This is a genomic window from Brachyspira catarrhinii (assembly GCF_005518285.1).
GTDB classification, from domain to species: Bacteria; Spirochaetota; Brachyspiria; order Brachyspirales; family Brachyspiraceae; genus Brachyspira; species Brachyspira catarrhinii.
The window spans coordinates 1-12,497 of sequence record NZ_SJDU01000028.1; the positions used below are offsets into that span (position 1 = coordinate 1).

A 12,497-nucleotide genomic window follows, 5' to 3' on the forward strand; every position below is an offset into this window, starting at 1 on the left:
AAATCAAAAGAAAAGTAAATTTGAGGCTAATAAAATAAAATGGCAAAAAATAAAATAGAGAGACTTTCAGAACCACACATAACAATCGCTCGTTATGTAGTAAAATGCCTCTACTTGAAAATCTCTCTTTATTTTAAATATAGTCAATTATTTTTAAAAAGTCAAGGGGGATAATAAAAAAATATGTTAGAAGATATGCTTGATAGAGTTTATAACGAACAGATTCGAAAGACAGAGAAAACCATAAGTAAAAGACTTGATAAAATAAATGAGGTAAGCGGATTGAACTATAATAACAATGTGGCAAACTGGATTTTGATTGATTTTTTAACTCTCGATATTGAACATCCGCAAGCGTCTTTCGCATCATGCTGGCAGTCGCTATCGTTTAACGATTTGAGGAAAGAAAACCCGAAGGCTTTAATTTATCAACTTAAAAACGCGTTAAAATTATTATGCGAAAAAAATATTTTAAAAAAGGTTTTAGAGGATGCAGACTATTACTCTTTGAATGACGAATATATGCGAGAAAATAAGATTTGGGATATTGTAGAATGAAAAATAAAAGCGGTAAGATTAGTATAATAAATACTCGATACGGTAATTTTTACATGACGGATATTAAAACGGCAATAAAGATTTTCGACTATAGCGGGTATATTAAATATTTTGAAAGGAGAAATAAAAATGTTTTTCAAAGCGAAAAGAAAAAATGATTTTTTAACTATCAAAAAGAAAGGCATAACTGTAGCCGTAATATCAAAAGACAATTTGGTATGCTGTTTCATTAACGACTACAATAAACGAAAGAAGGTGAAAATAAGATTATTAACCCACGATTTTATCGACATTGGAGTAGATAGTTATGACGAGGGAGTGGAGATTATAAAAGATATAGAGAGGCAATGCGTATGACAAAGCAAGAAAAAATAAACTATTTAATTGAAAATTACAACATGGATATTATAAGAGTCGAGTCGATTATAAACTGTTATTATAACGATTAAGACGGTATTTTTCGGGCGATTTTTTAGGATTTAGGACGATTAAACGGCGATTTTACGGCTAATTTTGGCGGATTTTTCGGGTATTTTAGGGTATTTTCGAGCTATTTTTTAAGAGGCAGATTTTAAAATAACGGCGAATAGATTTTTGGCGATTTTTTTCCGCTATTTTCCGCTATTTTCCTATATTTTCCGTCTATTCGCTGGTATTTTGTAATCTATTAGTCGGGATTATTAACAAATAAAATGAATAGCATTTTCAATTAAACTATAAACATTATATAATAAATACATATCTACAATATTTAATTTATAAAATAGGTTTGTATTTATAGGAATGGAATAAGCGGGGCTAAATGAAATATGTCAACACTTTATTTTATTAAATTCTAAATCTACTCTTCCAATCTTATCGACTTTATTGCATCCAAGCAAATCTCTCTATTTTCTTCTCCGTTATAAGTAAACCAAATAAGCAAAGCGAGTCTATTTGTAACAGCGGCGACAGTTATTATATTGTCTTCGTTATCCAATTTTTTTTCGTAGGCTATATTTTTTATATTATCCGCTTCAATTTTTATATCCAATTGTTTTCCCTTGTCTTCGTCCGCTATGTCCATTTGTTTAATCACATAATCCATTATAATGTCGGTTTCTTCGTTTGAAAAAGTATAAACCTGCATCGCAATATAAATATTAATGTCTCTAAATTCCACGAGTGTTTTATCGCTTCTATTCATATTCATTCGCATTGGCAAAACTATTGTAAATCCGCCCGCAACCAAATAACGAGCTTTCTCCGTTCTAAATCCAATATTGATATTTTGCTTAATATTATTTTTATTTTCTTCAAAAAATTTTACCAAATTGGAATCGTCCAAATATTCGGCGACTTTTATTAAAATATCGTAAGGATATTTCAAATTTTTATCTTTTTTATAGGCTTCTTGAAAAGAATAAATTATTTCTTTATAAAGTTTTTTTTCTTTGTCGTCTATAATTTCTCTAAACGGAAAATAAAGCCATATAAGACTTATCAAACTCTTAAACCAAAATTGGGCGTTCATTTCCTCTTCGTTCCAAATAAAAAAATCTTCGGCAAATTTTTCTTTATCTTCTTCGGCGGCATTAACAAAATCGGCAAACCAAGTTTTTCCCCAATATCCCAAAGTAGAAAGAGCGAAATATTCTTTTTCTATAATCGGGTAATCGTAAGGCATCGCTATCATGAAATTTCCAAAACCTTTTTCATGATGTTCCAATAACATTTTTGAATAATCGGTTAAAGAATCTATAAAAAATTTTTTGAGTTTATTAAAATCTCTCTCTATAAAATAACCGCTCGGGTCTTTATATTCTTCGCTTTCTTCAAATTTTATATCGAGTCTTCGCGCTATTCTGTCCAAAACATTGATAACAAATTTATGATAACCCGCTCCAAAAGTTCCCGCGCTTACCGTCACAAATAAAGTTTCGTCTTTATATTCAAAATACATCGGGTCGGAAGTAGGGTGAAAAGAATATATTAAAGTGTTTTCGTTTTCTATTATCGAATATTCCGACATCATTACAAGCGGATTGATTCCAACTTCATTTAAAGACGAAACTATCGCTTTAAATAATCTATCTCGATTAGGAATAACTCTTTTATTATCAAATTTAGCGTAAAGTAAAAATTCTACATTCATATTATTTTATCATATATTCTTTGTAAAAATAAATATTATAATAATAACATTTTTAATTATTTTATCAAGTATTTTGATTAATACTATTTTTAATAAACCGTTATTTTAAGCAATTTAGCGAATATATAAGAAATATATATAAGAATAAAAAATTATTCATTCATATATTTCTTAACTATCTCATCGTCTTCCAAAGCGGTTAAAATTTCTACTCCGTCTTGAGTAACCGCTACGGTATGTTCGTAATGCGAAGACAAAGAACCGTCTTTAGTTATCACAGTCCAATCATCGTCTTCTATCAAAATGGAATGATGTCCCGCATTAACCATCGGCTCTATGGCTATAACCATATTCGTTTTTAATATCGGTCCCGTTCCTTTTTTGCCTATATTTGGAACGGCAGGCTCTTCATGTAAATTCGAACCTACGCCATGTCCTTGAAATTCCTTTACTAAAGAATAACCCGCATCTTCCGCAGTTTTTTGTATTGCATAAGAAACATCGCCCAAATGAACTCCGTCTTTTATAACTTTGATTCCATTGAAAAAAGATTCCATTGTTGTATCGACAAGCCTCGAAGCCTCGTCCGAAACTTTGCCGACTTTAAAAGTAAAAGCTCTGTCCGAGTGATAGCCTTTATAATAAACTCCTATATCCAAACCTATTATATCGCCTTCTTTTAAAATTCTTTTCTTGCTCGGTATCCCATGAATTACTTCGTTATTTATCGAAGCGCAAATAGAAGCTGGAAAAGGAGGATTTCCATAACCTTTAAACGAAGGTTTAGCGTTGTTTTTTCTTATATAATTGTAAACGAATTTATCCAATTCTTTTGTCGATATTCCCGCTTCTACGATTTTTCCGACTTCTTTAAATACATTTGCAAGTATATGTCCGCTCTCTCTCATTAAATTAATTTCGGACTGGGTTTTTATTTTGATAGCCATTCTATTCCTTAAGACAAATTAATTAAACTAATTATTTTTATTCGAACTTTCGGAAGATTGATTATTATTAACCGTAAAAGATTCTTCAACGACTTTTGTGATATTCTTTTTTTGTCCGCCCGTAATCGTCATCTCGCCTTGAATAATCGCTCCTTCGCCGACATCTATTTTAGGAGCTTCTATATTTCCCAAAACTCTTCCCGTTTCTATTACGATAACCTCTTTTTTAGCGTCTATATTTCCGATTAAAGTTCCCGCTATAGTTATGCTTTCGGTAAGAATCGTGCTTGTTTTTACTCTTCCGTTAGTTCCTATAATTAAATGTCCGTCTATTTTTAAATCGCCTTCAAATTTTCCGTCTATTTGAAAAGAGCCTTTTACTATAAAAGTTCCCTTAAACGAAGAACCGTCTCCGATTACGCTGTTTATAATGTCTTTTCTTGCCATAAAATCAACTCCGAAAATGTATTGATTTAATTTTATAAGGATAATATTAAAAAGTCAATATTTATTTTATTTTAATTATTTTAAATTAATTTAAATTTAAAACGGAATTTATTTCTTCTTCGGTTAAATATTCAAATTTTCCTTCTTCCAAATCGTTTAAATATATATTTGAAATTCTCAATCTTTTTAATAAAATCACTTCAAAACCAACCTTTTCGCACATTCTTCTTATTTGTCTGTTTCTGCCTTCTTTAAGAATTATATTGAAAGAATTTTTTGCAACTCTTTTAACTATCGCTGGTTTTAATTTTTTGCCGTCCAATGAAATTCCGAATTCCAATTTTTTTAAAGCTCCGTCCGAAATATTATCGTTTAATTTTACATAATATTCTTTTTCGCATTCGCTTCCCTCTCCGATTATTTTTCGGCTAAATACTCCATCGTTCGTAAAAAGTATAAGCCCTTTGCTGTCTTTGTCCAATCTTCCAACGGGATATAAATTTTTTAATTCTTCGTTTAATAATTTATAAATCGGTTTGCCTTCTTTTTTATTATTTGAAACGACATAGCCGACTGGTTTATTTAATTTTATATATATTTTTTCGCTTTTATAATTTTCCGTGTCGCAAATAACTTCGTCTTTTTCGTCAACTTGAATAGCTGGACTAAATATAATCTCTCCGTTGACTTTTACTTTGCCATCTTTAATTAATTTGTCCGCTTCTCTTCTGCTTGCAATATTTAAATAGGCTATATATTTATTTAATCTCATAATTTTTTAACTTTTTATTTTTGATTATATTATCATAATTTTATTAATTATTTAACTTTTATCTCTATCGTTTTGCTTTCCACTCTTTTATTTGAAACCGTTATTTTTATAGCGCCTTTCTTACCGCTTGTTTTTATCCAAAAAGAATAATATCCGCCTTCCAATACGGGATTATCGTTCCCTATAAGTTCGCCCGCTCCTTTAACTTCTATTTTAATCGCTTCGTTAATATAAGGAAGTCTATTTCCAATCGAATCGACAGCTTTAACCGTTATTCTTGTGGAATCCCAAGCAGAGCCTTCGTTTATAGAATTAATTTCTTTATCGTCCGCAGTTATTTTTAATTCTTTGAAAGTGGGATTTTTCAAATAATTTCTTTCAATTTCCGCTTTGCCGTTTATATAGCCGATTAATTTCAAATTTTCCCAATCCATAGAACTTACGCCAGGTATATTTTGTTCTATATTAATAATAATCGGAGGATGTTTTAATCCAGGATATTTATTTGTGGCGGGATATTCTTTTGCAATCATAATATCCTTAAAATAAACTTCTACATAATCGCAATTCGTGGAAATCATTAAAGGAGTAATTCCTCCAATCGCTCTCTCGCCTCTCGCGTATATCGTTATCGGTTCGAGAATAATTTTTTTATCCGTATCAATTTGAGAAGAATAAACTGACGCTGCAAATTTTGGATTTCTAAACATATCGCAAACGCCATGATAACATATTCTGTCGCCCGAGCCAAAATCGTAATGAGTATGATAATCGAAAGCGCACCAGCCAGTTCCTCCAGCAATATGATTGTCAATCGCTATTGCATTAACGACTTCGTAATGTCTTTTCGTATGTTCGACTAATCTCTCCTCTTGGTCTTGCATTTTAGTCGGAAACATATGCCCGTTATATTCGGTAATCATATAAGGAACATTTTCGTTTAATTTTGTCACAAACTTTTGAGCTTTAATCGGAGTAGCGTTTCCATCGTAATTAAAATCATTAACGGTAAAAACATCTTCGAGGAATTCGCTTCCGATTATATATCTCACTCCGCCCGTAGGTCTCGTTTTATCCAATTTATGAGCGACTTTATTCGTTTCTTTATAAAAACTATGATTATCCTGACTTTCGTTAATTCTCACTCCCCACATAATTATCGAAGTATGATGAAAATCTCTTTCAATCATATCTCTAACATTTTCAATCGAAACTTTTTGCCAATCTTTATTTCCTATATATTGCCAGCCCGGAATTTCTTCAAAAACGAGCAAACCTATTTCATCGCATCTGTCTAATAAATGTCTCGAAGGCGGATAATGAGAAGAGCGCGCTATATTTAATCCCAAATCAAATTTTAAAATATCGGCGTCTTTTTTCTGAACTCTTTCTGGCATAGCGTATCCAACATAAGGAAAACTTTGATGTCGGTTTAATCCTCTCAATTTTATTCTTTTGTCGTTTAAGAAAAATCCGTTTTCCGTTATTTTAATGTCTCTAAATCCGAGTTTTACCGAAACCAAATCTTTATTATTCAAACTTATATCGAGTTTATAAAGTCGAGGATTTTCTATATCCCACAATTCTATTCTGTCCGATTCTATATTCCAATCGATATTTATGTCGGTAAATAATTCGTCTTTTAATTGAATCTCTTTTTCTATTTTTCCAACAAGATATTCTCTATTATACAAATTAAAATATAGAGTTTCCTTTGTCGCTTCTTTTTTTGAATTTCTTATTCTGATTTTTCCAGTTATCGTTTGATTCGATAAAGCCGTTAGCATAGTTTTTTCTATCGAAATATTATCCGTTATTATTATTTGAACTTCTCTATATATTCCGCCGTAGCATAAATAATCTATCTCGTTTCCAAAAGGAGGAATATCGTCTCGCTCTCTGCTGTCCAATTTTATTGCTATGATATTGTCTCCGTCTTTTAATTCGTCCGTAATATCGTAGACGAAAGGCAAATATCCGCCCTTATGCTCGCCGAAACTTTTTCCGTTTACAAAAACTTCCGCCGCAGCCATAGCTCCTTCAAAATTTATAAGTATTCTTTTGTCTTTCAATTTTGATTTGTCGAATTTAAAAATATTTTGATAGCCAGAAATAAGCCAAGTGTCCGCTTCGTCAAAATAATGCATAGGAATTTCATGAACCGTGTGAGGCAAATTTACTTCTTCGCCTTTAAGAAATTCATTTTTTATGTTATCGTTCCATTCTTTAAAAAATTTCCAATTCGTATTGAAATTTATTATCTCTCTCATAGATTATCCTAAAAATTTTTTGATTAATTTTATAACCTAAATATAAAAAATCAATATCGTTTATTATTCATTCTTTAATGTATAATTAATAAAATAATTTTAATAATTTAAATATTTTACAAAGGAGTTTTTAATGACAAAAGTAGTTTTAATTCGTCATAGAGAAAGCGTTTAATATCGAAGCGAGAAAAAAGTATTGCAATTTTTTTAAGAGTTTTCATCGCGAATATATAAAGCGAGGATGCAAAACCGTTGATTGTTTGAATAGATTAAAGCCCGAAGATATTTTGGATTATTTAATTGAGGTTTATAATTTATAAAATAATATTTTTTATATTTTATCTATATTTTCTGGAGTTATTAAAATTTTGTCTTTATTATGAATAATAACATTTCATTATTTAAAAATTTTTATAATTTAATCAATATAATTCCCATCTGAAGCCGTATTTCTCCCCCATTCGAACTCTGTAAATATCTCTTAATTTTTTATTTGGTATCCACCAAGCTATTTTATTTATTTCTTTAATTTTGTTTTCAACATATTTTGGGTCGTAAGCCGTTCCGCCCAACTCTATCCATTTTTTATTATTTTCATTCCATTCTTCGCTATCGTTTGTATTCCAAAATTTACCACCGTAAAGAGCATGGATTATACAAGCGTCTTCCGTTCCTTTTTTAGAAAGTTTAAATCTATTGTAAGCATCAGAAAAATCATAAACATTTATATTGAATTCTTGAACCGCCAAATTTAGAATCGGCTGGTCTGCCACAATCCACTTTGCCGACATTTTATAAAGCCAATCTTTTATTTCGTTTCCGTTTGTTATCGAATCGTTAAGCAAAAATACGCCAGAATTAAAAAGTTTCTTATCCAAGTTATATTTTTTAGATTTAAATCTTTGAGCCATACTTTCAATATTTCCTCTTACGGTATTAACATCTTCAAAACATACGCCCATATTTTCTTTAATATTAAGCAAATCAATTATATCTTTTTGAACGAGTATGTCCGTATCAAAATACAAAACTTTATTATATTTTTCAATTAAAGAAAAACATTCGTATCTTGCAAAAGCCATGACGCTCCACATTAAAGCGCAATTGCTATTTTTGAAAGATTTCGAAAAAGGAGATTTATATATATTTATTATTGCATTTTTATAAATACTTTTAATTGCGTTTTCGTCTCTTTTATCCAACTTTTTATTTACATATAAAATAATATCGTATTCGTCTTCGGGAAGTGAAAAATGTTTCTTCAAACCGATTAAAACATTTCCTACGGCAAACATTTGGTTAATTGTCGTGCATAAAACTATCGCTAATTTTTTCTTAAACCGCATTTATTTACTCCGAAAAAATGCAATAGCAAATCGCCCTGAAAATAATGCAGGGAAATGTAAAAAGTATAAAATTAGCGCTTGGCTTGGCTTGGCTTCATGAAACTAAAATTTATATTTATCATAACGATTGAATTATAAGATATTTGAGAAAAAATGTCAAGCAGTTTTATTCGCTTTTCATGTAAAAAATCTTGCGTATATTCCGCATGGAAGAATTAATTTTGAATTTTCTATCGGAAGTCCTATCTCTCCGCTTTCAAAAAATCCTTCATGTTTTATATTCGTTTGTAAAATATTTTTTAAAGAAATATGAGAAAAACTCGCCGTATAACAATTAATTAAAAAAAGTATCGGTTCGTTTGAAAAAAGTTTTACGCATTCTTTAGTTAATTTTGTCAAACTCGTTTCTATTTGCCAAAGTTCGCCTTTAGGTCCTCTGCCGTAAACTGGAGGGTCCATTATAATAATATCGTATTTTCTTCCTCGTCTAACTTCTCTCAAAACGAATTGAATTACATCTTCTATAATAAATCTCACTTTTTTATTTTTAAGTTTATTTAATTCGATATTTCTTTTCGCATGTCCTACAATTTTTTTTGAAGCGTCCACATGAACCACTTCATCGCAGCCCGCATAAGCGCAGGAAATCGTAGCGCCGCCAGTGTATGCGAATAAATTCAAAGCCTTTATTTCTTTATTCAAATTTATTTTGGATTTTTTTTCTTTTATCTTATCGATTATAAATTGCCAATTAACCGCTTGCTCGGGAAAAAGTCCTATATGTTTGAAATTTGTGAATTCTATATAAAACGATAAATCTTGATATTTGATAATAAAATTTTCTTTCGGCTTATTTATATATTCCCAATAACCGCCGCCTTTATCCGAACGATGATAAATAGCGTCCAAATTATCCCATTTTTCTTTTTGTTTTGTCCAAATGACTTGCGAATCGGGACGAGAGATTAAAAAATTTCCAATTCTCTCTAATTTTTCTCCGTCTCCGCAATCTAATATTTTATAATCGTCCCATTTATCCGCCAAAAGCATGATTTATTATTTTTTATCTTTTTCTTTATCTTTGATTATAATAAGTGACATCGTTTCGCACTACTACTATATCGACTCTTCTATTTAAGGCTCTTCCATCTGGCAAATCGTTTGAAGCCATAGGGCGAGTGTCCGCATATCCCGCTATAGAATATTTATTTCTGTCTAATTGTCCCGTTTGGTCGCTTTCAAATAATCTTTCCAAAACTACCATCGCTCTTGCCGAAGAAAGTCCCCAATTATTGCCGAATTGCCTTTCGAGTTGCCCGCCTTGTCTTATCGCTCCAGAATCGGTATGTCCTTCTATTCTTATATCGTTTGGCAAACCGCTTAATATAGAAGCGAGTTTAATAAAAGTTTCCGTATTGCTTTGATTTTCAACCAAATTAGTTCTTCCCGATTCAAAATATTGGTCCGCGCCAAGAGTAATGATAAATCCTCGCTCGTCTTCCGTAACTCTTATTTTTTGACTCTTTATCTCCGACTCTAAAACAGAAGTGGCTCTGTCTATACTTCTGCCCATAGCGAAACCTCTCTCCGTGCTTGGCAAAGTTTCCACATTAGCTCCGCCGTATATTAAACTGCTTTGAGATAAAGTCGCTCCTCCAGATAAAACGCCGAAAGAACCTTGAAACGCGGTGGCTAAAAGTTGCATAGCGGAACTTTGAGAAACCGAAGCTTCCATAGATGCAAGCAGCATAACGAAAAATGTTAAAACCAAAGTTACGAAATCCCCATAAGTTTGAAGCCACAACGGAGCGGAAGGTCCGGGAACCTGCGCTCTATCGCCCGCTTTTCTAGCTTTTTTGCCAAATTTTGTAGTAGCCATTACAAATCCTTAAAATTCTTTCCTAATATTTTTATCTATCTCCGACTTGTTCATTAACTTTTTGTCTTTGAGCTGGAGGTAAGAAAGATACCAATTTATCTTTAACTATTCTTGGATTATCTCCCGCCTGTATAGACAATATTCCTTCTATCATAATGCCTTTTATTAAAGCTTCTGACGAATGCCTTGCGGAAAGTCTTCCAGCTATCGGCAATGCAAAACCGTTTGCTATAACCGAACCGTAATAAGTCGTAATAAGAGCGACAGCCATACCAGAACCTATCGCTTCCGTTCCTCCTCCTCCGCCCAAACTTCTAAGCATTATAACCAAACCTATAAGCGTTCCTATCATACCCCAAGCGGGAAACAACGAAGCGGCGTCTTCGAATACCTTTCTAACCGTATCATGTCGAGCCTCGATATTGTCTATTTCCGTATTCAATATATTTTTTACAAGTTCTGGGTCCGTTCCATCAACGACTAATTGCATGCCTTTTTTTAGGAAAGGGTCGGTCACTTCCTGTATATCGTCTTCCAATACCAATAAACCTTCTCTTCTCGCTTTCTCGGAAAAACTTATAAGAGTTATTATCATTTGCGATTCGTCAAATTGAGGTTTATTCAAAAGAACTCCAACGGCTTTAGGAACTCCAACTATAGTCGAAAAATCGTTAGCCATTACGAGCGAATTTAATCCTCCCAATCCCGTAACAACCAAAGACGCAAAGTCCGCCATGTGAGCTACGCTTCCGCCACCTGAAATAATACCGAATAGGTTAACTATTATTGGAACTATAAGGCATATAGGCACAAAAATATCCATATTCCACTCTCTAAAAATTATTTACTATTATTTTTATATCTTACTAAAAAATTATATTATAAATCTTATTCTTCGTTTCCGTAAAAAGACGGTTTTTTAATAGTATCTTCGCTTACGATTCTTTTTCTATATTCTATTATTCTATTCAATACCGTTTCAAAACTGTCTTTTGTCACTATCTTTCTTCCCGAAAGCATAGTTATAACCAAATCGGGAGTTTCTTCCATAAACTCTATTTGATGCGGATTAACATATAAAATCGTTTTATCAAATCTCGTTATATGTATCATTAAAGCTCCCGATTTATTATACTATAAAATAATAAATTTGTCTATTTATTATTATTTATCCTTAATTAAACTATTATCTCTTAAGCGCTATAACTTCTTGAAGCATTTGGTCTGCAGTAGTTATAGTTCTCGCGTTGGATTGAAAGCCTCTTTGAGTCACTATCATATCGGTAAACTGTTCGCTCAAATCGACATTCGACATTTCCAAAGTTCCCGCTTTAATAGAACCTCTGCCCTCGAACGCGGCAGGTCCGATATTTGCCGCTCCAGAGTTATTGCTTTCCACAAATAGAGTGTCTCCCGCTTTTTCGAGTCCGCTCGCATTATTGAATTTAGCCAAAGCGACTTGTCCTAATGTTTTTCTGTTTCCGTTTGTAAATACTCCCGTTATCTGTCCGCTATCGTCAATACTGAATCCTTCCAACATTCCCATAGTGTATCCGTCTTGCTCGATTGCTTTAGTAGTGGAAGGAGATTCAAATTGAGTGATTCCATTAAATAAACCAGAAGTTCCGAGAGTCAAATTAATAGTTTGTTCTACTTCGCCTTCCGTTCCAGGATATGTGAAAGAAACATTTGGCATTAAAACTCCTTCCTCTTGAGTTTCACCTCCATCGCTAACGGATATTAAAGAACCCGCATCGTTAAATACTAATTGAAAAGTATTATTTCCTCCTCCTTGAATAGGCTCTCCCGCCGAAACGCTTACGCTTCCTTCCGTAGCATCGGGAATTTCTATAACCATATCCCATCTATTTACATCCGTTCTATTGAAAGTCGCTCTTAATTGTCGAGGTATTCCCGTAGAATCGTAAACGGTAATATCGGATTGATGATAATCGGAATTCTTTTGCAAATTGCAGAAGAAAGTAGTATTTTCCGTAGCCCTCGCAGGGTCCTTTGAACCTACAGGAATAATCAAATCTTCAACTCCAGCCGCCGTATTAATTATCATCTCTCCCGTTTCGTCCATTTGAGCATTCCAGCCCTGAACTTTATAACCGTTTGAAGGATTGACAAAATAACCGTCT

At 32.4% G+C, this 12,497-nt stretch carries 14 protein-coding genes; 3 read left to right on the forward strand and 11 right to left on the reverse strand.

Translation table 11 applies throughout. The features are described from left to right. Positions 1-183 precede the first annotated feature (183 nt). Genes EZH24_RS01990 through EZH24_RS01995 form a run of 3 tightly spaced genes read left to right on the forward strand, consistent with a single transcriptional unit; the run spans position 184 to position 915 of the window. On the forward strand, positions 184-558 hold the full coding sequence (locus EZH24_RS01990; RefSeq protein ID WP_137997465.1) for a hypothetical protein: 375 nt from the start codon (positions 184-186) through the stop codon (positions 556-558). Further along, on the forward strand, positions 555-716 hold the full coding sequence (locus tag EZH24_RS13955; RefSeq protein WP_161976090.1) for a hypothetical protein: 162 nt from the start codon (positions 555-557) through the stop codon (positions 714-716). The genes EZH24_RS01990 and EZH24_RS13955 overlap by 4 nt, the downstream gene beginning before the upstream one ends. After that, positions 688-915 (forward strand): hypothetical protein, encoded by a 228-nt coding sequence (locus EZH24_RS01995; protein WP_137997466.1) that lies wholly within the window; start codon positions 688-690, stop codon positions 913-915. Before EZH24_RS13955 ends, EZH24_RS01995 begins: the two co-directional genes overlap by 29 nt. A gap of 484 nt (positions 916-1,399) precedes the next feature. Here EZH24_RS01995 and EZH24_RS02000 read toward each other — a convergent pair whose 3' ends face one another. From EZH24_RS02000 to EZH24_RS02055, 11 genes are all read right to left on the reverse strand, one after another. After that, positions 1,400-2,692, reverse strand: coding sequence for a hypothetical protein (locus EZH24_RS02000; RefSeq protein WP_137997467.1), 1,293 nt, complete (start codon positions 2,690-2,692; stop codon positions 1,400-1,402). A gap of 152 nt (positions 2,693-2,844) precedes the next feature. Continuing rightward, positions 2,845-3,639 (reverse strand): type I methionyl aminopeptidase, encoded by a 795-nt coding sequence (gene map, locus EZH24_RS02005; RefSeq protein ID WP_137997468.1) that lies wholly within the window; start codon positions 3,637-3,639, stop codon positions 2,845-2,847. Positions 3,640-3,666: 27 nt separating this feature from the next. After that, complete coding sequence (locus EZH24_RS02010; protein ID WP_137997469.1) at positions 3,667-4,086, reverse strand: bactofilin family protein; 420 nt, start codon at positions 4,084-4,086, stop codon at positions 3,667-3,669. 85 nt (positions 4,087-4,171) lie between these two features. Beyond that, positions 4,172-4,858 (reverse strand): pseudouridine synthase, encoded by a 687-nt coding sequence (locus EZH24_RS02015; protein ID WP_137997470.1) that lies wholly within the window; start codon positions 4,856-4,858, stop codon positions 4,172-4,174. 47 nt (positions 4,859-4,905) lie between these two features. After that, positions 4,906-7,128, reverse strand: coding sequence for a glycoside hydrolase family 2 protein (locus EZH24_RS02020; RefSeq protein ID WP_137997471.1), 2,223 nt, complete (start codon positions 7,126-7,128; stop codon positions 4,906-4,908). Positions 7,129-7,550: 422 nt separating this feature from the next. Beyond that, on the reverse strand, positions 7,551-8,474 hold the full coding sequence (locus EZH24_RS02030) for a glycosyltransferase (protein WP_137997472.1): 924 nt from the start codon (positions 8,472-8,474) through the stop codon (positions 7,551-7,553). A gap of 177 nt (positions 8,475-8,651) precedes the next feature. Continuing rightward, positions 8,652-9,524 carry an RsmD family RNA methyltransferase gene (locus EZH24_RS02035; RefSeq protein ID WP_137997473.1) on the reverse strand — a complete coding sequence of 291 codons (873 nt, stop codon included), beginning with the start codon at positions 9,522-9,524 and terminating at the stop codon, positions 8,652-8,654. Between the two features lie 25 nt (positions 9,525-9,549). Continuing rightward, positions 9,550-10,353, reverse strand: a complete 804-nt coding sequence (locus EZH24_RS02040; protein ID WP_137997474.1) for an OmpA family protein — start codon at positions 10,351-10,353, stop codon at positions 9,550-9,552. A 31-nt stretch (positions 10,354-10,384) separates the two neighbouring features. Further along, positions 10,385-11,176 (reverse strand): motility protein A, encoded by a 792-nt coding sequence (locus EZH24_RS02045; protein WP_137997475.1) that lies wholly within the window; start codon positions 11,174-11,176, stop codon positions 10,385-10,387. Positions 11,177-11,241: 65 nt separating this feature from the next. Next, on the reverse strand, positions 11,242-11,466 hold the full coding sequence (locus EZH24_RS02050) for a flagellar FlbD family protein (protein ID WP_137997476.1): 225 nt from the start codon (positions 11,464-11,466) through the stop codon (positions 11,242-11,244). Positions 11,467-11,539: 73 nt separating this feature from the next. After that, positions 11,540-12,497, reverse strand: a 958-nt coding sequence (locus EZH24_RS02055) for a flagellar hook protein FlgE (RefSeq protein WP_137997477.1), incomplete at its 5' end; no start/stop codon positions are given.

Bases quoted from the DNA above. Each gene is read 5' to 3' on its own strand.
- EZH24_RS01990 (WP_137997465.1), top strand. From the start codon at position 184: ATGTTAGAAGATATGCTTGATAGAGTTTATAACGAACAGATTCGAAAG.
- EZH24_RS13955 (WP_161976090.1), top strand. From the start codon at position 555: ATGAAAAATAAAAGCGGTAAGATTAGTATAATAAATACTCGATACGGT.
- EZH24_RS01995 (WP_137997466.1), top strand. From the start codon at position 688: ATGTTTTTCAAAGCGAAAAGAAAAAATGATTTTTTAACTATCAAAAAG.
- EZH24_RS02000 (WP_137997467.1), bottom strand. From the start codon at position 2,692: ATGAATGTAGAATTTTTACTTTACGCTAAATTTGATAATAAAAGAGTT.
- map (WP_137997468.1), bottom strand. From the start codon at position 3,639: ATGGCTATCAAAATAAAAACCCAGTCCGAAATTAATTTAATGAGAGAG.
- EZH24_RS02010 (WP_137997469.1), bottom strand. From the start codon at position 4,086: ATGGCAAGAAAAGACATTATAAACAGCGTAATCGGAGACGGTTCTTCG.
- EZH24_RS02015 (WP_137997470.1), bottom strand. From the start codon at position 4,858: ATGAGATTAAATAAATATATAGCCTATTTAAATATTGCAAGCAGAAGA.
- EZH24_RS02020 (WP_137997471.1), bottom strand. From the start codon at position 7,128: ATGAGAGAGATAATAAATTTCAATACGAATTGGAAATTTTTTAAAGAA.
- EZH24_RS02030 (WP_137997472.1), bottom strand. From the start codon at position 8,474: ATGCGGTTTAAGAAAAAATTAGCGATAGTTTTATGCACGACAATTAAC.
- EZH24_RS02035 (WP_137997473.1), bottom strand. From the start codon at position 9,524: ATGCTTTTGGCGGATAAATGGGACGATTATAAAATATTAGATTGCGGA.
- EZH24_RS02040 (WP_137997474.1), bottom strand. From the start codon at position 10,353: ATGGCTACTACAAAATTTGGCAAAAAAGCTAGAAAAGCGGGCGATAGA.
- EZH24_RS02045 (WP_137997475.1), bottom strand. From the start codon at position 11,176: ATGGATATTTTTGTGCCTATATGCCTTATAGTTCCAATAATAGTTAAC.
- EZH24_RS02050 (WP_137997476.1), bottom strand. From the start codon at position 11,466: ATGATACATATAACGAGATTTGATAAAACGATTTTATATGTTAATCCG.